The following is a 23756-nucleotide window of genomic DNA, read 5'->3' as shown; positions in this document are numbered from 1 at the left end:
CTTTTTTATGCTTTAAATTTAAGATGGTGGTTGTATTAGGAATTTTTAATATAACTTTAAAAATCCAAGCCTTAATATTATACGTAGGTGTCATATAAACCCATACACATGAAAAGAATAATTCTCTTATTCCTAATGATTTTTGGCAGTTATCTAACTAACGCACAAAATGGTTTTTCAGATATTCTGGCAGCTGGATTGGAAGCTGCAGATAAATATGCAAATTCCTATACTGCACCAGCTTCTGAAGCATTTACCTACAATCTAGCTTCTGGATGGTATGAAAGTGGAAAGGTTTTAAAGGCAGGTAAGTTAAAGCTGCAAATTAAAGTACAAGGGACCTTTGCTCCAGATGAAAAGAAATCTTTTGTTCTGGATCCATTAGAATACGAGCGTATTATTCAAACCAGCTATGATAATACGAATAATCCGCCAGCAAATATATCGGTGACTTTTGGAGATGGAAGTACTACGCCGCGATTAATTGCAACCGTATTAGGAGAAAATAATCCTGAACAAAGCTTGATAATAAGAAGTACCGAATCAAATACCAACCTATTGCTGCAAGAAGATATCATTACACTGGCTCAAGGAATTGGAAGCACGGGACTGGATGTAGTTCCTTCAGCATTTTTTCAAGTTGGCGTAGGCTTAGGAGCTGGACTAGAAGTAAAAGCTAGGTTTATTCCAAAGATAGAGACCGATGAGGTGAAGACAGGCCTTTATGGCGCTGGATTACAATGGGAATTTACAAAACTTTTTGATGATGAAAACGGTACGAATAACTTGCCTGTTTCTGTTTCAATTTTAGGGGCTTTTACCAGACTTGATGCTAGTTATGACTTTGAAGATGGCGCCGTAGTAGAAGGAAGAGATCAATTGATAGAAACGAAGACAAATGCGTATAATGTAGCGGTTATAGCAAGTACTAATTTTAAAGTGATCAACTTCTACGGAGGATTAAATTATGTAGCAGGAAATTCTACAACAGATTTAAAGGGGACCTATACCTTTAGATCCAATACGGTCATATTTCCCATCGCGTCAACTGTTGAAGATCCTTTGTCCTTGCAAACAGATGTAAGCGGTGTGCTGGGAACTATAGGAGCAAAACTTACTTTGGGGGCCTTCAATCTCACTGCCGATTATACCTTTGGGGAGTACAATACGGCAAGTGCCTCTATATTTTTTAGAATTTAATAGCAGATAACTTGTTTTCTCATCTTTGAAATCTCAACGTCTATAGTTTTAAGGTTACTTTACCTTAAATCATGGACGTTTTGTTTATTTTTGCTATAGCCTTAAGGGCTTAAAACCATACTAAAAATAAAATCTAAATAACATGAAAGTTACCGTAGTAGGAGCAGGCGCAGTAGGCGCTAGTTGTGCAGAGTATATTGCAATCAAAAATTTTGCAAGTGAAGTAGTATTAGTTGATATCAAAGAAGGTTTTGCCGAAGGGAAAGCGATGGACTTGATGCAAACTGCATCATTAAACGGCTTTGACACTAAAATTACTGGAGCGACAAATGATTACTCAAAAACTGCTGGTAGCGATATCGCCGTGATCACATCAGGGATTCCTCGTAAACCAGGTATGACTCGTGAAGAATTGATAGGTATCAACGCAGGTATTGTAAAATCGGTATCAACTAGTCTAGTGGAGCATTCTCCTAACGTAATTCTCATTGTGGTTTCTAACCCAATGGATACGATGACTTATCTAGTACATAAAGTAACAGGTCTTCCTAAGAGCCGTATCATAGGTATGGGTGGAGCCTTAGATAGTGCTCGTTTTAAATACCGTCTTGCTGAAGCTCTTGAAGCACCCATTTCTGACGTAGATGGAATGGTAATAGGTGGTCACTCTGATAAAGGAATGGTTCCTTTAACTCGACTCGCGACTCGCAACTCAGTTCCAGCAAGTGAATTTTTATCTGAAGAAAGACTAGATCAAGTACTTCAAGATACTAAAGTAGGTGGAGCAACTCTTACGGGATTATTAGGGACTAGTGCTTGGTATGCTCCTGGAGCTGCTGTCTCTGGAATAGTACAAGCAATTGCTTGTGACCAGAAAAAGATTTTTCCATGTAGTACATTGCTAGACGGCGAATACGGCCTTTCAGACCTTTGTATAGGGGTGCCTGTAGTTTTAGGTAGAAACGGTATTGAAAAAATCGTTGAAATCAAATTAACTGATGCAGAAAACGCTGCTATGCAAGATAGTGCTATAGGTGTAAAAGCAACTAACGCTTTGATCTAGAGATGATATCATAAACATTAAGAACCGTCGCGACTTCGTCCTGACGGTTTTTTTATGTCCTTTTTTATAGAGGTATTTCAGCTGTGTTGAGGTGTGGTTGTTATTCCGCTTTCGCGAAAGCGGAACACTTACAAATAAAACTTATCACTAAAGATTCCTTTGATGTGCAATAAACCTATGTAAACTTCTTTCTTTTTAATCAAAAGCTCTTAAGGATATACTGCGTTTATTCTTTATATTTGTCTGGTGAAATTTAAATGGTACATAGGCGCTTTAATCGCTATAGCTTCTTATTTTGTTGTAGAACAACAAAGTAATGACCTGCCTAATCAAGAAATTGTAGTTACTTTTTCACATACCAATAGCGCTGTACAGTTGGAGAAAGCAGTTGCTTCCATTAAAACCCAGTTGTTAGGTATAGGGGCACAAAATGTGATCGTTACAGAAGCTGTGCCAGGCTCCTTAAAAGTAACCTATTACAGTGACCTCGCTTTACAAAGCGTTACCGATCATTTGTTTATTTTAAGCCGTACCAACGATCTTACCACCTCCTTACGACTTAAAGAGAGCAGTAGCGATACTCCTCTAGAGAAAAGCTTATTAGATTATCAAATTGACATTTATGTAATTAGTGATGATCTGGTTTCTGGAATGCATCCCGATGGGAAATCATACTTTGAACTCAAGCAAGATTACAACCGAGGTTCACAAGTACATTTTTATACCTTACAAACGGTTTCCACTTGCCGTCATAACCACATAGTAACAGTGGCACAAAAAGTAAGTGATCAAGTGTTGCTTGCTTTTAATAATTCTTCTTTTAATATTCCTGAAGTGCGCGCTGGGCCACTTTCTTAATTCTCGCATAAGCATTTTCTTATCAAAATGTGTAGGTCTACAAGGATGTCATTATAACAAGACATCTATTTTAATTATTTATGGACAAATGCATTGTCCATATAAAAGGTAAATCTCATATTTGCCAACTTTTAATTTTAACTTAAAAACAACAAAATCATGCAAAATAAAGGACTGATCCGTTTTTTCGCGATCATTTTTGCAATAGCTAGTATTTACCAGCTTACTTACACCTTCATCACTAATAAAGTAGAAAGTGATGCAGATACTTATGCAAGTTCGATGGTAAGTGAAGATGCAGAAAATGCAGCTTCATTAAGGAGCGCTGCTCAAAAACAATATTTAGACTCTGTAGCCTCTAAAGAGGTATGGGGCGGTTTTACCAACTATTCTGATGCTAAAGGTCAGGAGCTTAAAAAAGGTCTTGACCTTAAAGGGGGTATCAATGTTATTCTTCAAGTTTCTGTACGTGACCTATTAACGGGAATGGCAGATGACTCTACAGATCCAGCTTTTAATAGAGCTTTAGATGCAGCTGATGAAAGAATGAAAGATGGTCAGGATGACTATTTCAATTATTTCATTGAAGAATTTAATAGCATCGAAGGAGCACAACTAGCTTCTCCAGATATTTTTGCCAATCAAGAAATGCAAACTCGTGGTATTGAGTTTGACATGGCAAATGATCAAGTGGAGCCTATCTTAAGAGAAGAGCTTAAAGATTACATGACTAGTGCTTTTGATGTATTGAGAAAGCGTATTGATAAATTTGGTACGACACAACCTAACCTACAACAACTAGGTCAGTCAGGTCGTATTCTTATTGAATTGCCAGGAGAAACAGATGTAAAGCGTATTAAGGACATTCTTACTAAAGCGGCACAATTAGAATTTTGGCATGTGTTCAAGTCTCAAGACATTGCTTCTTACTTGACAGCTGCAAATACGTATTGGGCAACAAAATTAGTTGCTGAGAATGAAGCTGCTACTGAAGAAGAAGTAACAGACGATGTTGCTACACAAACTGAAGTTGCCAATGATACTGCAGCATCTGGTCTTGGAGATTTATTAAACCAAGATGATGTTACTGATGCTTCTGGAGATCTTACGGAAACTGCCAACTTTGATAGCAACCCTATCTTTGGTAGAATTCAACCTGCTCAAGGTCAAGGTGGTTTAATGTCTTTTAAAGAAAGCGATAAAGACTTAATAGACTCATATTTAAACGATCCTCAAACTAGAGGTAAATTAAGTACCGAACAACGCAATGTAAAATTTGCATGGAGCTTACCCTTTCTTGAACCTGCATTAGGATATGAGGTTGTAGAGCTTTATGCGTTAAAAGGAAATGCTCAAAATGAGGCGCCTCTTTCTGGAGGAGTAATTACTGATGCAAGTCAGCAATACGGTAACTCTGGACTTCCTGTAGTAAGTATGTCTATGAACGGTGAAGGAGCTAAAATTTGGGAAGATATGACTGCTGAAGCATATCAGAATCAATCTCAAGTTTCTGTAGTTCTTGACAATACGGTTTACAGTGCACCTTCGGTTACTAACGGACCAATTTCTGGTGGGCAAACACAGATTTCTGGAAACTTCTCTATTGATGAAGCAAAAGATCTTGCTACGGTTCTTAGAGCTGGTAAATTACCTGCAAAGGCAGAGATTATTCAGAGTGACGTGATCGGACCATCCTTAGGTCAAGAAGCTATTGACAGCGGTTTATGGTCATTTGCTATCGCGCTTCTTTTAGTATTGGTATGGATGATTTTCTATTATGGTCGTGCTGGAGTTTATGCAGATATTGCACTTCTTGTCAACCTTCTATTCATATTTGGTGCATTGGCATCTTTAAAAGCAGTTCTTACCTTACCTGGTATTGCGGGTATTGTATTAACAATAGGTATATCGGTAGATGCTAACGTTCTTATTTTTGAAAGGATACGAGAAGAGCTGGCAAAAGGCAAGTCACAAGCAGACAGCATCAGGGATGGATTTAATAATGCGCTGAGCTCTATTCTTGACGCAAACGTGACTACATTTTTAACAGCAGTTATTCTTTACATTTTTGGAACAGGACCTATTCAAGGTTTTGCTACTACCTTAATGATAGGTATACTTACGTCACTATTTACAGCCATTTTTATTACTAGATTATTTGTAGATGGTTATGTGAGCAATGGTAAAGTGATAGGTTTTTCAACTGCGATGACCAAAAAGTGGTTTAGGAATGTCAATATTGATTTCTTGAAGAGGAGAAAAATGGCTTACATCCTTTCTGCTATTTTAATTTCAGGTAGTTTGGCTTCCCTTGCTATTAATAGGCTCAATCTAGGTATTGACTTTACAGGTGGTCGTACCGCTATTGTAGGCTTTGCTCAAGATGTTAGTGCTACAGAGATCACCAAGCAATTAAGTGCTGATGATATCTTCGGTAGTGCAGAAGCAAAAACTTATGGATCTGATAATCAATTGAAAATTAGTACTAAATACGGTATTGAGCGAGATGATAGTGAAGTAAGTCAGGAAATTGAAGATAAATTATATCAAGTATTGAAGCCTTATTTACCAGCAGACATGACACAGGCTCAGTTTGTAGATGTAAGTGATGAAAATAAACAATACGGTTTAAGATCTTCTTTCCAAGTAGGAGCTACGATTGCAGATGATATTCTTACAGGGTCACTATATGCGATTTTAGGATCACTGATAGTGGTATTCCTTTATATCTTAATTCGTTTCCGTAAGTGGCAATTCTCTTTAGGAGCGGTAGCTGCTGTTTTTCATGACGTGATTATTGTGTTAGGAGCTTTTTCTTTATTATATAAGATCTTACCTTTTAACATGGAGATAGATCAAGCATTTATTGCTGCCATCTTAACAGTTATTGGGTATTCATTAAACGATACGGTAGTTGTGTTTGATAGAATTCGCGAATTCATTAACGAGCGCACCAATTGGGATTTTCCAAGAACAGTTAATGCAGCAATAAGCAGTACGATCTCTCGTACGTTAAACACTTCTTTGACGACCTTAATTGTACTTTTTGCCATATTCTTGTTTGGTGGAGAGTCTATAAAAGGATTTATGCTAGCATTGATCATCGGTGTTGTTGTAGGTACTTATTCTTCTGTATTTATTGCAACTCCAGTAATGTATGATACGATGAAAAAATCAAAAGGAAAACTAACTCCTAAGGAGCTTAAAGAAGAAGAAGAAGCTTAATAGCTTAATTTTCATGCTAATTATAAAACCGCTTGACATGTCAAGCGGTTTTTTTATGCCGTAAAACGAATAAAGCACACAGTTTAACTAAAAAAAGCTTTTTGTTGAACAATCGGTTCATAGAAAGTTTAAAATCTTAATAAGGAGTTAATGAATTTGATTATTTTGCAGGTAGTTCTAACGATATCCAAAAATGCAAACAATTTACTTATGAAAAATTTTATCCTTAGCTGTATAAGTATACTCTTCTTTACAGTAGTAGTTACGGCCCAAGAATTTGCCATGACAGATGGTAACTTCACTACCTGTAGTGGTAGTTTTACTGATTCTGGCGGTCTTACAGGCGATTACACGAACAGTGAAGATGCTATTATAACCTTTTGTTCCCCATTTGCTACAGATGACATGCAGGTTAGCTTTAATTCCTTTGCTTTAGCATCAGGAGATATATTATTCGTTTACGATGGTGACGATACCACGGCACCATTAGTTGGAGTTTATTTAGGAGCTAACTCTCCTGGAATCGTTTTAGCAAGTGCTGCAAATACTTCTGGGTGTATCACTTTTAGATTTAGATCAGATTCTACTAATGTAGGTGCTGGATGGGAAGCGACGGTTGCTTGTATCGATAACTGTCAGACCATCACATCTTCTGTAGTCTCTGTTCCCGCTCCAGATATAGATAACGTGATTAGAATATGTCAAGGAGAAACAGTGAACTTCACTGGTAGTGCAAATTTTAGTGCTGACAGTACTGGTGCCACTTATCAATTTGTTCTCTCGGACGGATCAATAGTAAATGGACTTACTGCCTCAGAAACTTATACTGGTCCAGGGATTTATCGAGTAGACTTTGTTGCTACAGATCCTACTGGCTGTAGAGACCGATCCATTGGTGAGTCTAGCGACGTGCTTATACAGGTTTCTACTACTCCAGATTTTACAGGAACACAAGCGGCTGATACTTCTATTTGCTTTGGAGAATCCACAGATATCACAGGAATGGTTGAAACAACAGAATTCTTTGCAGATGTTGCCCCTCCTATAACTGGACAAACTTTTCTTCCTGATGGAAGTGGAGTGGCTTATCAAACTTGTATTGATGTATCTGGTTTTAATGTAGGTACTACTTTTCAAAGTGCTTCAGATTTGGCTAGCGTATTTATCAACATGGAACATTCTTATATGGGTGACCTTGATATTACACTGACCGCTCCAGATGGAACGGAGGTCAATTTTTTAACTTATCCTAACTCTGGTGGAGGAAGATTTTTAGGACAAGCTCTCGATGATGGTTCTAACACCCCAGGAGTTGGATTTTTATACAATTTCACTGAGGGAGGAACCGCTACGGCAACTCTAGATGGTAGTACAGCAGGTGTTGCTGGTGGAACACCTATGCCTGCTGGAGATTACCTACCAGAAGATCCATTTGCTAATTTTATAGGAACGCCACTAAATGGACTGTGGTGTTTAGATATTATTGATAATCTCAACATTGATAATGGTTACATTTTTGAATGGGGAATTAACTTTAACCCTGCTATTATACCTACCGCAGGAAGTTATGAGCCAGGGGAAGTCATAGAAGAATGGGAAGCTAATGGAGATATTACGGCAACTAATGGAACTGTAATCACGGTTACTCCTACTACTGCAGGTCAGAACTGTTATAACTTTAGTTTTACTGATAACTTTGGTTGTACTTATGTAGAAACCGTATGTATCGATGTCTCTCCAGAGATTACAGCCGCACTACCTAATGATATTATTGTATGTCAATCAACTGGTGCTGTAACGGTGGATCTAACGTTAAGAGACACGCAAATTCTCAATGGATTAGATGATACTTTGTATACGTTAACCACCTTTAATTCTACAGCAGATGCTAACGCTGCTTTGAATCCTGTCCTTACTCCTGCTGCTTATGATGTCAGCGCTGATGAAACGCTGTTTGTAAGAGTAGAAGAAGTAGCATCAGGTTGTTTTATCGTAGTAGAATTAAATGTGTTTTATTCTACGGCACAATACAATACAGTTGCAGACATAGAAGCTTGTGATGATCCTACTAACCTTGATGGAAGAGAAAATTTTGATCTGACTTCTCAAGAAGCCGCTATATTAGGATCACAAGATCCAACAGAATTTACAGTAGGTTATTTCCTTAATCAATCAGATGCAGATGCTAACACAAACGCCATCTCCACTCCAGAAGCTTTTGAATCTATGGGGGAAACCATTTATGTAAGAGTTTCCAATACTCAAGATGCAGATTGTTATGATACAGGTACTTTTAATCTGGTAGTAGAAAGTTGTGAGGTGCTAGTGCCAGAAGGCTTTTCTCCTAATAATGACGGGATCAACGATACCTTCTCCATTCCTGGAATTGACCAATTTGCAAACTTTGAATTGAAGATTTTTAACAGACTAGGTTCTGTAGTTTATGAAACAAGGGCAAGCAATTATGTAGAGTTTGCTGGTATTCCTAATTCAGGTCTTAATTCTGGAGACGGGTTATTACCTACTGGGACTTACTTTTATGTGATCAAGTTCAATGATCCAGATACAGAGGATGTCGCTAGGTGGGTGTATATCAATTATTAAGTAGTTGTTCCGCTTTCGCAAAAGCGGGATCTATACCAACAACTTCATTTCATAAAAAATGCCTCTCGTATAGAGAGGCATTTTTTTGTTTTAAAACTAGTTACAACTATACACTTTACCATATTCGATTTATCTTTTATCGATACTTACCTTTAGTTCAATGTCAGAAGATTGAGAAAGTTCACATACGGTTTCACAGCTAACAGTATCCAGCTGGCGCGAGCGTCTCGCTCGTGACCTTCACAGCTAGTATAAACAGGCGCTAGTGCTAGTTTGCAACTAGCACCGAGTACGAGTAAAAAAGCGTACCGGCAGAGGTTTCTATCTATTTATACCCTCCTGATCATTTTGGAACTACAAAGGCTCTTACAGATGCATATGGTAATAGGTGTCAATTTTTCTTAAATTTAGCCGGCGATATACTTTGGTCTTGAAGGTGGCTTGGAGGTGAAGTGAGAGCTCTTTCTTATAGAGTTGGTAAAGGTTTGTACATGTTATTAAACATTAGTAAGCCAACTAAACAACGAAGTGTTGTTGATCGAGTGATCAATACCCAAAATGAATTTAAATACAGGTGGACACAAGCCTTTTATCAATATGCTGAAACTTTAAGATCAAAATTATGAAGTTAAGATTATGTTATTTAGTTCCCTTTTTTCTGTTACTTTCTTGTAAACACACTTCCAATCCTCATCAGCCTTTGAGTGGAGAAAATTACTCTGAAATAAGTGAATTGAAGCTCAAAGGAGTTGTTTATGATCTGTATAGCCCATTATTCCCTCAATATCACGGTTATGGTATTGTTCGAATAAATATTGTTCAAAGCAATATGGAATTTTATGATCCTAGAAATCGATTGGATGAATATTTGTTATTGATTAAGAATAAAAAAGCAGAATTATATCAACCCACAGCTTTATTAACAATTGGTGATACAATTGAGGTGGATATGCAAAATAAGAGAATAATTTATTTTAGTAAATTGACGAATAAATTGGAAAGCTATGAGCCAAGAATCTATGATAAAATCTTTTATGAACATATAGATGAGAGAGATCAACAAAAATTATAGAAGAGTGTGAGTTTCCACATCACCCCTAGCTGGCGCGAGCGTCTCGCTCGTGATCTAAATAATAAGTATGAAGTATGAAAAAAGGAAAGCCAGAAACGGCTTTCTTGAATTTAACAATCAACTCAATTAATTGTTCTTATTCCAGTCTACAAGATCACCTTCTTTTAAACCCCATTGCTCTACCATTCCAGCTTTGACTTCAAGGACATACTTTGCTGCACCTTTGCTTTTTAGCAAAGTTTCATCTTTGGGTTGTGCATTTAAGGAGTAGCTATCCACGCGCTTATTTGCTGTAATATAGATAATGTCTAGAGGCACCTCTGTATTCTTCATGTAAAAAAACTGAGGGCTGGCTTCTTCAAATACAAATAGCATTCCCTGATCTTCTGTAAGTTCTTCTCGATACATCATTCCTAGTTGTATGGAATAATCTGTATCGGCAAGCTCCACTTGTAATTCTTTTAAGGTGTCGGTAGTTGTAGCAATTAATTGTAGCATCGCTTCAGGCTTAAAAGACCAGTCTTTGGAACGCATATCTTCTTCTTGATTGGGTTTACAACCAGTGAACAAACAACCTAAAGCCAGCCAAACTAAAATAAACTTACGCATTGGTCTTCTTTTCAAACATTCCATCTGGACGAAACATTAAGAACAATCCTAATAAAATAAAGGGTACACTTAACAATTGTCCGGTATTAAAGTGAATCCCTATAAATTCAAAACCATCAGTTGCTGTTTGTGCTTCTTTGATGTTTTCTATGAGTAATCTGACCATAAAAAGGAGTACAAAAAATAGTCCTACCAAGTAACCTGGTTTATGGCGCTTTTCTGATTTCCAATACACCAAGTATAGAATGATAAATACACCTATATAACAAATGGCTTCATACAATTGCGCAGGATGTTTATATGGAATACTCGCAAGCAATTCTGCATATTGAGGATCGTTTACTAACGCATCAATAGCTTTGTCTGGGTCTGTGATACCTGTTTGTTGCAATGCCCCTCGAACACTGTCATCGCTTAGGTCTCGTACAAATTTAAACCCGGCAAAAAAGTCACCGCTAGGTTTACCATTGATTTCACTATTCATTAAATTTCCTAATCGCACAAAAGTCCCACCTATAGCGCTGGGTATCACAATACGGTCTAGGATCCATAGGATGTTCTTTTTTAAGTGTTTGCGGCTGTAAAAAAACATTGCAATGATCACTCCTATGGCAGCACCATGGCTGGCCATACCAGCAAAACCGGTCCATTCAAATGGATCTGTTCTAAAAGGAAGAAAAACTCGCAATGGATTTGAAAAAAAGGTAGCAGGTTCATAAAATAAATAATGACCCAGTCTAGCACCTACGAGCATACCTATTACTGTATACATAAATAATGGATCCAGTTTTTCCATACTGACACCATCTCTTTTGAAGATGGGTTTTATAAGGTACCATCCTAAGATAAAAGCAATAACGTATGAAAGGCTGTAAAAATGCAAGGTGAAAGAGCCTATATCAAGCCCTTCTAATGGATTCCAAACCACTTTAAGTGAAAACATATATGGTAATTTTGATAAGTTGCTAAATTACTGCTTATCCCTTTAAATATCGAGCAGATAACTGGTCAATTATTTCCATTTGATATTGCAACCCATACTTGGTTTTTGTGGTTGTGGTACTTGTTTATTTCCTAGTAAAGCATCCATGGCCTCTCTTAAGGATCTTCCAGTTAACGGTACGCCATTACCTGGTCTAGAGTCATCGAGTTGTCCTCTGTAAACCAATTGTAAACTTGCGTCAAACAGATAAAGATCTGGAGTGCAGGCCGCGTCATAAGCTTTAGCTACTTCTTGGGTGGCGTCGTATAAATAAGGAAAAGGATAGTCATGGTCATCAGCATTTTGCCTCATGAACTCAGGTCCATCTTGTGGATAATTCACGGCATCATTACTAGAGATAGCAATGAAATGGAATCCAGTCACACGGTAATCATTAGCTACTCTTACCAACTCTTCGTTTATATGAAGTACAAACGGACAGTGATTGCATATAAACATCACTACAGTTCCTTTAGAGCCTTTGAGCTCGTTGAGATTCCGCATTTGGCTACTTACGGTATCTAATAAATTGAAATCAGGAGCTTTCGTTCCTAGTGGCAGCATGGTAGAAGGAGTTAAGGACATAATGTTTTCTTTATAAGTAGTAAAGGTATGAGATTTGTTACGCTTTCGCGAAAGCGAGAGCAATATCATTTTCTATTTTAAGTAAGAAAAGCAACATTTTTTAAGAGCTCCTGAGCTTGCCAATGTTTTTTTAAAGCTTATGAGAATTGGTATTATTTTCTTAACTTTAAAATAAAACATTATGAAAGAGGGATACGATACGCTTTCAACAGCAATAGCAGCTTTACAAAACGAGGGTTACAACATCAATTTTGACCTAGTAGAAGATGGGGTGCATTCTAAGGATTTGAAAATGCAATGGAAAGCTGGCGAAATTGAAGTGGTGAAGTTTTACCGATTTGAAGGCATGAGCAGTGCTGGCGATAACTCTATTCTTTATGTTTTAGAATGTAAAACAGGAGAAAAAGGATTGCTAGTAAACGCATATGGAGCAGACCAATACATCTCTCCTGTGATGATCCAAAAACTCCAGATGAAATAGATGGATATCTCTTGGAATGATTTTGAGAACATAGATATGAGAGTAGGTACGGTTTTAACGGTGGGTAATTTTCCTGAAGCCAGAAACCCGGCTTACCAGCTCCAAATAGATTTCGGCCCTTTAGGTATTAAAAGAACTAGCGCTCAAATCACTAAACGATACGATAAAAAAGAATTGGTAGGCAAACAAGTCATCGCGGTAGTGAATTTTCCCAAAAAGCAGATCGCCAACTTTATGAGCGAGTGCTTGGTGTTGGGAATAGTAGGTGAGGACAAAGATGTCATTCTTTTACAACCTGAGGCAAATGCAAAGAATGGAGATCGAGTAGGGTAGAGTTTGAATTTGAACTCGAAATCGAACTCGAACCTGAACTTGAAAAGGAGTAAAACTCCTTCCCTTGAGGAAGGTTGGGATGGGTGTTGCGGTGTTGATGAGATAGAGATAGTAACATCCGATACCGCTCTGCAGCGGAATGACAATTGAATAAAAGAATAGCTTCCACCCTTTAGGGACGGGGAAAGAAGCGGAAAATAAAACAAAACTAAAATCAAAATCAAATTCAAGTTGAACTTGAACTCGAACTCGAATTCGAACTCGAACCTGAACTTGAAAAGGAGTAAAACTCCTTCCCTTGAGGGAAGGTTGGGATGGGTGTTGCGGGTGTTGATGAGATAGAGATAGTAACATCCGATACCGCTCTGCAGCGGAATGACAATTGAATAAAAGAATAGCTTCCACCTTTAGGGACGGGGAAAGAAGCGGTAAAATGAAATCGAACTCGAATTTGAACTTGAATAACCAATTACTTTCCAAATGCTGGGTCGAGCACTGGCTTAGTAGAGAATGATTATTTATAAAAAGATTGAAATATTTGTCGTATTTCTTATCATTTTTAATTTTCACCTAATCACCTAATCACCTAATCACCTAATCACCTAATCACCTAATCACCTAATCACCTAATCACCTAATCACCTAATCACCTAATCACCTAATCACCTAATCACCTAATCACCTAATCACCTAATCACCTAATCACCTAATCACCTAATCACCTAATCACCTAATCACCTAATCACCTAATCACCTAATCACCTAATCACCTAATCACCTAATCACCTAATCACCTAATCACCTAATCACCTAATCACCTAATCACCTAATCACCTAATCACCTAATCACCTAATCACCTAATCACCTAATCACCTAATCACCTAATCACCTAATCACCTAATCACCTAATCACCTAATCACCTAATCACCTAATCACCTAATCACCTAATCTTACATCTCTTTAGCAAAGAAAATAGCATTCATCAACAACTTGTTAGTTCCATACCAGAAAGCTCTAAACTGCGTGTTATCAGTAAAACCAATCACATTTCCACGGCCATAATTATTATGTTGAAATGGCACTGTGCTTCTTAATGCCTCTAAATTAATATCAGAGATATAACCACTCATTAAAGGATCGCTTGTGTATTTGATAGGGTTGCGGTAACTGTCTTTGTGAGATTCTACAAACAGCGTAGTGTTTCTAAACATAGGCAACTGATCATCTTTAAACCCAAAAGCTATAGGATGAGAGCGGTCTAGTTTTGTTTCAAAAATAGCTCCACCTATTCTTTGTGCACCGCTATGGTCGCTACGCTGTTCAAAAGTGATGTTTTCAACGGGGTTTTCTGTTTTTTTGAAGCTAAGGGGTAGCAATTTGGAACTACTCATCCAGCTTAATGCACTGCGATAACCTATTAAAGTACCTCCAGCACGTGTCCATTCTTTCAGTTGATCGATTACTTCATTTTCTGGGCTACCGTAAGTAGCAGGAACGATAATCGTATTGTATCGACTCAAATCCTTGCGATTAATGTCTTGAAGATCAATTTTAGTTATAGGAATATCGTATTTCTGGTCCATCAAATGCCAGATCTCACCGGCATCAGAAGGGTTGATACCTTCACCTACTAACAAGGCGATTTTAGGTTGGGTAAGGGCTCTGAATTGACGTGAGCCTAAATCAATTCCTTCGGTGAGCCCTGTTGGGACTCCGTAAAAATCAACTTTAGCATCAGTCGAAATATCCCCGAGAACATCACGCAATTCTGAAGTGTTCATTTTTTGATTCTGAACTGGAATAAGTATGGTGCCATAATCATATTGTTTACCGTTTAGGGAAAAAGGCTTCATAGCTACTTTAGCTCTGATATCCTTTGATAGCAATGTATTTAAAGCTTTAGGTGTGTAGTATTCATTCCAAGGCATTAAATAGGCATAGTCAGAAATTTCTATTTGGTTTATACCAGTATTGGAGTTCCTTGTAATGCCATTGCTCAAGTCGGCATTTTCATCATAATCCATATCAAAAGCCAGCGGGAATGTCCACGCACTGATATCATAAAACAAGCTGTCTTGAAACGTTGTTCTCTTTTCAAACATCGCGTTGATCAGACGAGAGTTTTTTTGGTTTTTAGGAACTAGGTAAGCATATCCTTTTTTATAGGTTTTGCCATTTTTAGAAACGTCATTTTTTAATGAGCGCACTTCTATTTTATGTCTTGATAATATTTCTGCAAGGGCATCGGTACGGCCAGCATCTGTATGATCACCAAAGATGATGGCTTCATTAGAAACTTCCTTTCTAGCGTCTTTGTAAAATTGAGCTTGATAATCCAGTAGTTCTTTACGCATGCCGGTTGCCGCTTTTAGAGTACTTAAAGCTGCCGTAAACTGGTTTCTTATGGTAAACGGAAAAGTAAGAACGCCATTATCAGAATTCTGAGCATGACCACGAGAACTGGCTTGCTCAAAAAGAATTCCTATAGAACCATTGATATCTGGAAAAGTAGATCCTTTACCATAATAGAAATCGTCGTAATCTTCTTCTGTGTAATACAGCGAGCCTATCTCATCAAAACCTTCAGCGAGGTAATTACCTATTTGACGGGTTAGCTTTTGATTCATCGCGGGAGTCAGTGGGTGTGTTCTGGATGGGATTCCTGGTTGGAAAAAGAAGGTAGAGTTGGTTCCCATTTCATGATGGTCTGTCAAAATGTTAGGCAACCATTTATGAAAAGTTTCTATACGCGCTTGCGATTCTGGTAATTGCACAGGCAACCAGTCGCGATTCATATCAAACCAATAATGATTGGTACGTCCACCCGGCCATACTTCATTATATTCTCTATCGTAAGTGTCTGGATTTACATTCTTACTCTTATGTTGATTTACCCAACTGGCAAAACGTTGCAATCCATCTGGATTTAAACTAGGGTCCAGAAGAATGACGGTGTTTTTTAACAAGGCTTCCATTTCTGGACCTTGTGCAGCGGCTAGATGATAGGCGAGAAGTAATGATGCGTTAGCGCCACTAGGTTCATTACCATGAATAGAAAATCCTTGGTATACCACTATAGGAGCGTTGGTGTTATCTGCGTTTTCTTTATTGGTCGCAGCAATATGATCTGTTCTTATTTGATCAATATTTTTATGGTTTTCTGGACTGGTCACTGTAAGTAAGTAAAGCGGTCTGTCCTCATAGGTGGTCCCACGATTTTCAATCGTAAAACGATCAGACTTTTCTGCAAGAACTTGCATGTATTGTACCAGTTTGTCATGACTCACGTGCCATTTTCCAGGAACGAAACCTATGATTTCTTGTGGTGTTGGAATCTCAGGGTTGTAGGAAACACCTTCTGGTAGGTAATAATTAAGACTAGGGTCTATTAAGGTTTGTACTGGCAGCTCTTTTTGTTGTTGGGCTTTCGCGAAAGCGGAACAACAAAAAGTGAGAACCAACAAAAGCAACATCACTTTTTTCATAATACGGTTTTAATGGTAAGAGTATAAAAATAAAAAAAAAGCCCTTCACGTAGAAAGGCTTTAGGCATAGAACATTTAATTACTAGATATCTTCAAAATTGATATTTGTAAAACTTGCTGGATCGTTAGGCGCTGCAGCGTCATCTTGCGCTGGTTGAGCTTCTTCCTTTTTAAAGTCTGTCTGATGACGGTCAGAAATAACCTCATCTCCTTTTTTATCTATAATAAAGTCTGTGATTTCCTTTAAGGTATCACCGAACTCTTGAAAATCTTCTTTGTACAAGTAAATTTTATGTTTCTTAAAATAGAAACTACCGTCGTCATTAGTGAATTTTTTACTTTCTGTAATGGTTAGGTAATAGTCATCTGCTTTTGTAGCTCTTACATCAAAGAAATAAGTACGCCTTCCTGCTCGCACTACTTTTGAAAAAATCTCTTCTTGTTCTTGGTAATCTCTATCGCTCATAATTCTTTTAAAGTAGGGTTAGATATGTTCAAAAATAGAAAAAAAAGACAAAAAGAAAAGTTTATAAAGCTTTAATGTAGTAAAATACTGTATTACAGTCTGTTATCCAAGTGGCTGATTGTATTTTCTGTATCCAACTGGTTTAAATTCTCAGTGACACTCTGGAAAATAGCTATTACATGCTTACTCCACTCTGGGGAAATGAAAGAAGTGTCGCGATCACCTGCTGTAAGAAGGCCTTGCGATTGGAAAACACCTTTTTATGGAGGACTTGAATGAAATGAGTAGGACCTAACAAGGAGGGGCAAAAAATTTACCAATATGATTTTTTAATTTTCCCATTACCGATTTTCAGAGTCTATTACTAAGAGCTAAAAACCTATAATCGTTAATCGATGTTCCCTTCTTCCTCTAACATTTGATTAGCAAAAAGCTCTGCATAATAACCTTTGTCATTTAAGAGAGACTCGTGACTTCCTCGTTCAATAATGTTACCCTCATCGAGTACGATAATGTGATCGGCGTTTTTGGCACTACTTACTCTGTGACTCACTATAATAGTAGTGGTGTTGTGAGTGATTTTTTTAAGGTTATTCAGGATTTTTTCTTCTGTTTCTGTGTCTACTGCGCTTAAACAATCGTCAAACAATAAAATTTGTGGTTCCTTGATAATGGCTCTTGCGATGGAGACCCGTTGTTTTTGTCCGCCGCTTAAAGTAATACCTCGTTCTCCTAAAACGGTTTCATAACCTTTAGTGAAATCGGTAATATTTTTATGGACTACTGCATTCTTTGCAGCAGCTACTATTTCTTCTTGAGCGGCATCTTTTTTACCAAAAGCGATGTTGTTACCTATCGTATCAGAAAATAAGAAAGCATCTTGAGGTACATAACCTATTGCAGACCTCAAGTTATCTAAGTTTAAACTATTGATTTCTTTACCGTCTATTTTTAAGGAACCATTATCAATATCGTAAAGTCTGCCTATGAGTTCTAAAATAGTCGATTTTCCACTTCCTGTTTTACCGAGAATAGCTAGTGTTTTTCCTGCTTCTATTTCAAAAGAAATATCCTTTAAAGCGTGTATGTTGGTATCGTCATAAGTGAGGTTCACTTTTTCAAAAGTGATCGTTCCTTGAATTGGAGTTTCTGATTCATTAAGATTTTTTATGGCTGGATCAATATCTAAGAATTCGTTGATTCTTCTTTGAGAGGCTTCTGCCTGCTGTATCATATTGGTTACCCAACCTACGACAGCAACGGGCCAGGTAAGCATGTTGACATAGATCAAGAATTCTGGAATGGTTCCTACGTCAATGGTACCATCAATGACTTGTTTTCCTCCTATGTAGATGACCATAATATTGCTCAAACCTATAAGGAGTACCATTAATGGGAAGAATAAAGCTTGTATGCGGGCAAGATCAATGTTTTTATCCTTACTGTCATTAGCCACTTTTGTAAACTGCTCTGTCATTTGTGGAGCGAGGTTGTAAGCTTTGATGACAGAAATACCACTAAAAGATTCTTGAGATATCGTATTTAAATTAGAAAGATATTCTTGTACTAAGGTAGAACGCTTGTTGATCTCTCGACTAATCACGTATATCGCCACAGAAAGTATTGGTAAAGGAATAATCGTATATATAGCAAGGGTAGGAGCGGTGTCGATCATCGCAGGGATAACAACAGCAAATAGCGTTAACATATTGATGCTGTACATAATCGCTGGTCCCATGTACATGCGTACTTTGGAGACATCTTCACTGATGCGATTCATTAAATCTCCTGTGCGATTCTGTTTGTAAAAACCCAAAGAAAGTCTCTGGTATTGCTGGTAGACGATGTTTTTTAGATCGTATTCCAGGTGTCTAGAAACTACAATGATCAACTGACGCATGACAAAAGTAAGTATGGCGGCAAGTAAGGTAGTTCCTATGATAATAAGGATGTACAAGGTCAGGTCATCTTGTAGCATTTGTTTATCAGTGATGTTGCCTTTATCATAATCATTCAATAGATTAATAATTTTACCCACATACTTCGGTAAAAAAAGAGAAAGGACGCGAGATATGATGGTTACAATAATCCCGCCTATAAGTTGCCATTTGTATTTGACAAAGAGTACATTGAGTTTTTTAAGTTCTTTCATTTACGATCGAATTTCCTTTGAGAAATTATTTTTTATTTGGGGGGTAAATTAAGCATGGTAAATTGCTAAATCCCTAAAATGAGGTTATTTTTGCAAGCTTTTTAATAACAAATAGAAAAGCTCATAAACACTTTTTTTATGTCTCAAGAATTTGACTCATTAGATAAATTAATTCGTCAAGATCCTGTCTTCGGTCAGGTTTCATTTGATGATCACGAGCAAATCGTTTTTTGCAACGACAAAGATACAGGATTGAAAGCCATCATCAGTATTCATAATACAGTATTAGGTCCAGCATTAGGTGGTACACGTATGTGGCAATATGAAAATGAATGGGCGGCACTTAATGATGTGTTGAGGCTTTCTCGAGGCATGACCTTTAAAAGTGCTATAACTGGATTAAATTTAGGTGGAGGAAAAGCGGTCATCATAGGTGATGCAAAAACTCAAAAAACACCCGAGTTGATGCGTAAATTTGGTGAATTTGTACATTCTTTAAGTGGTCGTTACATCACGGCTGAAGATGTAGGAATGACTACCGAAGATATGGACACCGTGCGTGAGGTAACACCATATGTCACTGGTATCTCTCAGGATAAAGGTGGGGCTGGAAACCCTTCTCCTATTACGGCTTATGGTGTTTTTATGGGAATGAAAGCAGCCGCTCACTTTAAGTATGGAAGCGATGTTCTAGAAGATAAAAAAATCTATGTAGAAGGAATAGGTAATGTAGGAGAAACACTGGTAGAGTATCTGACACAAGAAGGAGCAGAAGTTGTTATTGCAGATCTTAATCAAGAAAGACTGGAAGAAGTACGCGATAAATACGGTGCCACTATCTATGGTGGAAACGACTTATATTCTGAGAATATGGATATTTATGCTCCATGTGCTTTAGGAGCCACGATAAATGATCAAACCATTAATAAACTTACCGCGTCCATCATCGCAGGTGCAGCAAATAATCAGTTAGCAGATGAGGTGAAGCATGGGACTCTTTTACAAAAAAGAGGTATTGTTTATGCTCCTGATTTTTTAATAAATGCGGGCGGGATCATCAATGTGTACGCAGAGCTGGAAGGTTATGACCGTACAGAAATCATGAGAAAAACAGAGAATATATACACAACAACTATAGAAATTCTCAACAGAGCTAAAGAATCTGGTGTTACTACACATAAAGCTGCTTTAGAAATTGCTCAGGCACGTATTGCAGCTAGAAAACACGAACATCAGGGATAGTAGTCCATTTTAAAACAGTATTTTTGCCTGGTTTTTAGAAATAGAAACCAGGTTTAAGTTATTATAACTCCGCTTTCGCGAAAGCTAACCTATCAGATAGCCCGCTTAAGTAAACAAACAAATCGTTCTTATGCTTACCAGAAGACAGTTACGCATCAAAGTCATGCAAGCAGTTTTTTCTTTTCAACGTCAACGCCCAGACGATCTTAAAGATCTTGAAAAGTTTATCAACTCCAGTATGACGCAATCGTACACCTTGTTCCTTTATATGGCGCAATTACTAGTGAAGATTCATGAAGTTGCTGTAGATAAGCATACCAAAAAGCAGCAACGTATTTCTAAAAGTGTAGAACACAACCCTTCAAGACAGTTTATCGATAATAAAATCCTCTTGAAACTGAGAGAAAGTGAGGCTTTAAAAGATGCGTTAAAACAACGCAACTTAAATCCATGGCATTTGGATTCTAAGTATGTTGAAAATCTATACAACAAAATTCAAGAAAGTAAAACCTTTGTGGTGTATGCGATGGACGACGAGCCGTCGGTAAAAAAGGATTTAAAATTCTTGACATATATCTATGAAGATATCATTGCCCCTAGCGATGAATTGATGGATTATCTAGAAGATGTCAACATCACTTGGACAGATGACTATCCTTTGATCAACTCGACTATTATTCAGTTTTTACGTAAAGTGAAGCCTGCTAAGGATGTGGTGCTACCGGCACTATTCAAGGATGATTCAGATGCTAAGTTTACCATGAGTCTTTTTAGAAAAACGATTCTTAATATAGATGAACTTTCTGGCCGTATAGTAGGTAAAACGCCTAATTGGGATACCGAGCGTATCGCTCAAATTGATTTGGTGCTGATCATGATGGCACAGGCTGAGTTTCTTTATTTTTCAGATATTCCAGTGAAGGTAACCCTTAATGAATACCTTGAAATAGCAAAAGATTACAGTACGCCTAAAAGCGCCACTTTCATCAACGGAATTCTCGATAATCTTTTGAAAGAATTTGAGAAAAGTGATGAATTAAATAAAATGGGGAGAGGATTGATGTAACCTATTGTTAATGACGTTGGTTTCAAGAATGTTTTTAATTACATTTGTTGAACATTTATAAGTAATATTAAATAAAAATAAGATGAAAAAATTAGTTTTAATGGTAGCTGCTGTTGCTACAATGGCTTTAACAAGCTGTAACGAGAAAGCAGAATCTGCTTCAATTGATCAAGAAAACCTTACTGCAGCTGCAGCAAACAAAGAAGTTGCTGGTAATTTTCCAGAAATGACTTTTATGGAGACTGAATATGATTTCGGTACTGTAGAGGAAGGCGCTGTAGTAGAGCATGAATACAAATTTACCAATACAGGTAATGCTCCACTTATTGTAGTAAATGCAAAAGGATCTTGTGGATGTACTGTTCCTACTTGGTCTAAAGAGCCTATCGCTCCAGGTGCTGTAGGTAGTATGTTAGTAAAATTCAATACTAATGGAAAGCCTAACGCGCAAACGAAGACGGTAACTATTAAGGCAAATACAGAGTCTGGAACGGAATCTATCCGTATCAAAGGTTTTGTAACTCCTAAGGCGCGAGCTGCTGCTCCTAACGCATAAGTAACTGTTTTAATGGACACTAATACGATATTAAATTTTGCTCCTTACCTGCTTATCATTGTCGTCTTTTATTTTTTAATAATGAGACCACAATCCAAGAAGCGTAAGGAAGAAAAAGAGTTTGCAGACTCACTCAAAGTTGGTTATAAAGTAATCACCACCAGTGGAATTCACGGTAAAGTAAATCAGATCAATGCTGATAAAGGAACTGTGTTAATAGAAACTGGAGCTGGTAAGATGACTTTTGAAAGAAGTTCTATTTCAGCAGAGCTTTCTAAGAAACTGAATGAGACCGTGGTCGCTAAAGAAAATTAAGAATAGCACTATTTATTTACAAAGCCCTTGAGAAATCAAGGGCTTTTTTTGTGTTGAATCGTTCATCTGCTGCATAGCAGATGCGCTTTTAGGTTTGCGGTATATTCATGTATTGGATATGGTTTGCTTTTACTAAATTAGAAAGTTTTATAAATGCTGTTCCATCCCAGGAAGTTCTTTCCACCTCTGATTCTCAGCAATCTCCTTTAAACTGCTATTTCTTTGTTCTAACAACTTGGTCATGTACTTTTCTAGAAAAAGAACGTCAGCTAGTTTTCCTAAAACACCTAGTGGTGACCTGTAATCAAATATATCTTTCATCAACGTACGACCATCTTCCAGTTGCTCAAAAAAGTGTTCGTGTTTAAAATGTTGAAAAGCTCCTTTTACCAATTCGTCTGCAAAATAATGATGTGGTTCCACATCTGTGATGAGGCTTGTGAGTTCTTGAGTAACTCCCAGGTGCCTAGCTCTCCAAGTGACTGTTTCCCCTTTTTCTACCAGACCAGTCATTCTTCCAGCCACTGCTTTTTCATGAGTGTGTTTTAGAGAGAGCAGGTGCAAATCAATGCTTCTTGCTAGATCAAAGACCCTTTCTATAGGTGCGTTAATAGTTGTTTCTAGGTGTAGTTTTGGCATTATTTTTTTATAGGTAAAATAAGTTATGATGATAACCGTGTACAAAAGTAAAGTAAAAACGAGCCTCGAGGCTCGTTTTATGTTTTATAAAGTAATAGGTTTTAAGGGTTAAAACCTCCAACCGAAGTTGACACCACCACGTCCAGTTACTTCGGGTAAATCATATCCTTGTGGATCGTTTGCAAGACCTAAATTACGACCTATACCAAAGCCTAGGTCAATAAGAAAGCCACTATCACTCACCCATTTCCATCCTATTCCTACGCCTAGAGCAGCTTCGGTATAAGACTCCGTCACATTACGGCCAGATCCAAAAAGATCTATTTCAAAGTAACCATCTTCAAAGGTAAAAACTTTTGCAAATCCTTCTCCATAAAAACCTTTGGCACCATAGTCTTCTTTTGAGAAAAAGTACTGCCTGTAATAAGGCGTGATACTGAAAGTCTCGTAATAATTAAAACCATCAGCGTCATCCAAAATTCCAATGTTAAGATCTACTCCTACACCAGAGTACCTTCCTAATACGTATTCATATCTAGGGTTAATTCCTAAACCGGCTATAGCTGCAACAACATCAAGACTGACTTCATGCTTTTTAACTTCGTTGAATTGATTGAGTCGTTTCTGACTATCAGTTTCTTCAAGGGGTTCTTTTTCTTGGGCATAAGCCGTTGCTGTCATCAGGAAAGCTGCTACGACTATTAGGATTTTTTTCATATTCATAGTATCTATTTGTTGGATTAAGATGCATGAAAGATAAAATAGTTGCGTGATATAATAATTTATTTCCTCAAATTATCGTATTATATTTTCAAAAACAA

The 23756-nt window shown here is 37.5% G+C and carries 20 protein-coding genes; 12 read left to right on the top strand and 8 right to left on the bottom strand.

Features of this window, described 5'->3' with window-relative positions; translation table 11 throughout:
- The first annotated feature begins 108 nt into the window (after positions 1-108).
- The 6 genes from CW736_RS01360 (at position 109) to CW736_RS01335 (ending at position 10022) form a co-directional block, all read left to right on the top strand.
- Entirely contained in the window at positions 109-1200 is a 1092-nt protein-coding gene (locus tag CW736_RS01360) for a DUF6588 family protein (RefSeq protein WP_157810855.1), read from the top strand.
- A gap of 142 nt (positions 1201-1342) precedes the next feature.
- Positions 1343-2263 carry a malate dehydrogenase gene (gene mdh, locus CW736_RS01355; protein WP_101012206.1) on the top strand — a complete coding sequence of 307 codons (921 nt, stop codon included), beginning with the start codon at positions 1343-1345 and terminating at the stop codon, positions 2261-2263.
- Between the two features lie 246 nt (positions 2264-2509).
- A complete protein-coding gene (locus CW736_RS01350) occupies positions 2510-3121 on the top strand; it encodes a hypothetical protein (protein ID WP_101012205.1) in 612 nt (203 codons plus the stop codon).
- A gap of 159 nt (positions 3122-3280) precedes the next feature.
- Positions 3281-6346: a protein translocase subunit SecDF gene (gene secDF, locus CW736_RS01345; protein WP_101012204.1), complete on the top strand. Its 3066-nt coding sequence runs from the start codon at positions 3281-3283 to the stop codon at positions 6344-6346.
- Positions 6347-6556: 210 nt separating this feature from the next.
- Positions 6557-8950 (top strand): gliding motility-associated C-terminal domain-containing protein, encoded by a 2394-nt coding sequence (locus CW736_RS01340; RefSeq protein WP_101012203.1) that lies wholly within the window; start codon positions 6557-6559, stop codon positions 8948-8950.
- Positions 8951-9572: 622 nt separating this feature from the next.
- A complete protein-coding gene (locus tag CW736_RS01335; RefSeq protein WP_101012202.1) occupies positions 9573-10022 on the top strand; it encodes a hypothetical protein in 450 nt (149 codons plus the stop codon).
- 126 nt (positions 10023-10148) lie between these two features.
- On the opposite strand, the gene CW736_RS01330 is transcribed toward CW736_RS01335, so the two are convergent.
- The 3 genes from CW736_RS01330 to CW736_RS01320 form a co-directional block, all read right to left on the bottom strand.
- Positions 10149-10631 (bottom strand): DUF192 domain-containing protein, encoded by a 483-nt coding sequence (locus CW736_RS01330; RefSeq protein WP_157810854.1) that lies wholly within the window; start codon positions 10629-10631, stop codon positions 10149-10151.
- The gene (gene lgt, locus CW736_RS01325; RefSeq protein WP_101012200.1) at positions 10624-11574 is read right to left on the bottom strand and encodes a prolipoprotein diacylglyceryl transferase; all 951 of its coding nucleotides are present in this window, start codon (positions 11572-11574) and stop codon (positions 10624-10626) included. The genes CW736_RS01330 and lgt overlap by 8 nt, the downstream gene beginning before the upstream one ends.
- Positions 11575-11643: 69 nt before the next feature.
- Positions 11644-12198, bottom strand: a complete 555-nt coding sequence (locus CW736_RS01320) for a thioredoxin family protein (protein WP_101014982.1) — start codon at positions 12196-12198, stop codon at positions 11644-11646.
- Positions 12199-12379: 181 nt separating this feature from the next.
- Between CW736_RS01320 and CW736_RS01315 the strand changes: the two genes are divergently transcribed.
- Both CW736_RS01315 and CW736_RS01310 read left to right on the top strand, forming a co-directional pair.
- Positions 12380-12679 (top strand): phosphoribosylpyrophosphate synthetase, encoded by a 300-nt coding sequence (locus CW736_RS01315; protein ID WP_101012199.1) that lies wholly within the window; start codon positions 12380-12382, stop codon positions 12677-12679.
- Positions 12680-13012, top strand: coding sequence for a tRNA-binding protein (locus CW736_RS01310; protein WP_101012198.1), 333 nt, complete (start codon positions 12680-12682; stop codon positions 13010-13012). It begins immediately after the preceding gene.
- Positions 13013-13964: 952 nt separating this feature from the next.
- On the opposite strand, the gene CW736_RS01305 is transcribed toward CW736_RS01310, so the two are convergent.
- The 3 genes from CW736_RS01305 to CW736_RS01295 form a co-directional block, all read right to left on the bottom strand.
- Positions 13965-16499, bottom strand: coding sequence for a M14 family metallopeptidase (locus CW736_RS01305; RefSeq protein WP_101012197.1), 2535 nt, complete (start codon positions 16497-16499; stop codon positions 13965-13967).
- A gap of 82 nt (positions 16500-16581) precedes the next feature.
- On the bottom strand, positions 16582-16965 hold the full coding sequence (locus tag CW736_RS01300) for a PUR family DNA/RNA-binding protein (protein WP_101012196.1): 384 nt from the start codon (positions 16963-16965) through the stop codon (positions 16582-16584).
- A gap of 388 nt (positions 16966-17353) precedes the next feature.
- The gene (locus tag CW736_RS01295; protein ID WP_101012195.1) at positions 17354-19117 is read right to left on the bottom strand and encodes an ABC transporter ATP-binding protein; all 1764 of its coding nucleotides are present in this window, start codon (positions 19115-19117) and stop codon (positions 17354-17356) included.
- 138 nt (positions 19118-19255) lie between these two features.
- Between CW736_RS01295 and CW736_RS01290 the strand changes: the two genes are divergently transcribed.
- The 4 genes from CW736_RS01290 to yajC all read left to right on the top strand — a co-directional run bounded on the left by CW736_RS01290 (position 19256) and on the right by yajC (position 22296).
- A complete protein-coding gene (locus CW736_RS01290; protein ID WP_101012194.1) occupies positions 19256-20359 on the top strand; it encodes a Glu/Leu/Phe/Val family dehydrogenase in 1104 nt (367 codons plus the stop codon).
- Positions 20360-20489: 130 nt separating this feature from the next.
- Positions 20490-21425 (top strand): transcription antitermination protein NusB, encoded by a 936-nt coding sequence (locus CW736_RS01285; RefSeq protein WP_101012193.1) that lies wholly within the window; start codon positions 20490-20492, stop codon positions 21423-21425.
- Between the two features lie 82 nt (positions 21426-21507).
- On the top strand, positions 21508-21981 hold the full coding sequence (locus CW736_RS01280) for a DUF1573 domain-containing protein (RefSeq protein ID WP_101012192.1): 474 nt from the start codon (positions 21508-21510) through the stop codon (positions 21979-21981).
- Positions 21982-21993: 12 nt separating this feature from the next.
- Positions 21994-22296: a preprotein translocase subunit YajC gene (gene yajC / locus CW736_RS01275; protein WP_101012191.1), complete on the top strand. Its 303-nt coding sequence runs from the start codon at positions 21994-21996 to the stop codon at positions 22294-22296.
- Positions 22297-22443: 147 nt separating this feature from the next.
- On the opposite strand, the gene CW736_RS01270 is transcribed toward yajC, so the two are convergent.
- Positions 22444-22935, bottom strand: coding sequence for an SRPBCC family protein (locus CW736_RS01270; RefSeq protein WP_101012190.1), 492 nt, complete (start codon positions 22933-22935; stop codon positions 22444-22446).
- 108 nt (positions 22936-23043) lie between these two features.
- Positions 23044-23652, bottom strand: coding sequence for a hypothetical protein (locus tag CW736_RS01265; protein ID WP_157810853.1), 609 nt, complete (start codon positions 23650-23652; stop codon positions 23044-23046).
- Positions 23653-23756: the final 104 nt, after the last annotated feature.

This window comes from Nonlabens sp. MB-3u-79, assembly GCF_002831625.1.
GTDB lineage: Bacteria > Bacteroidota > Bacteroidia > Flavobacteriales > Flavobacteriaceae > Nonlabens.
The sequence above is the reverse complement of the archived record's forward strand: the minus strand, read 5'-3'. Positions and strand labels throughout refer to the sequence as shown.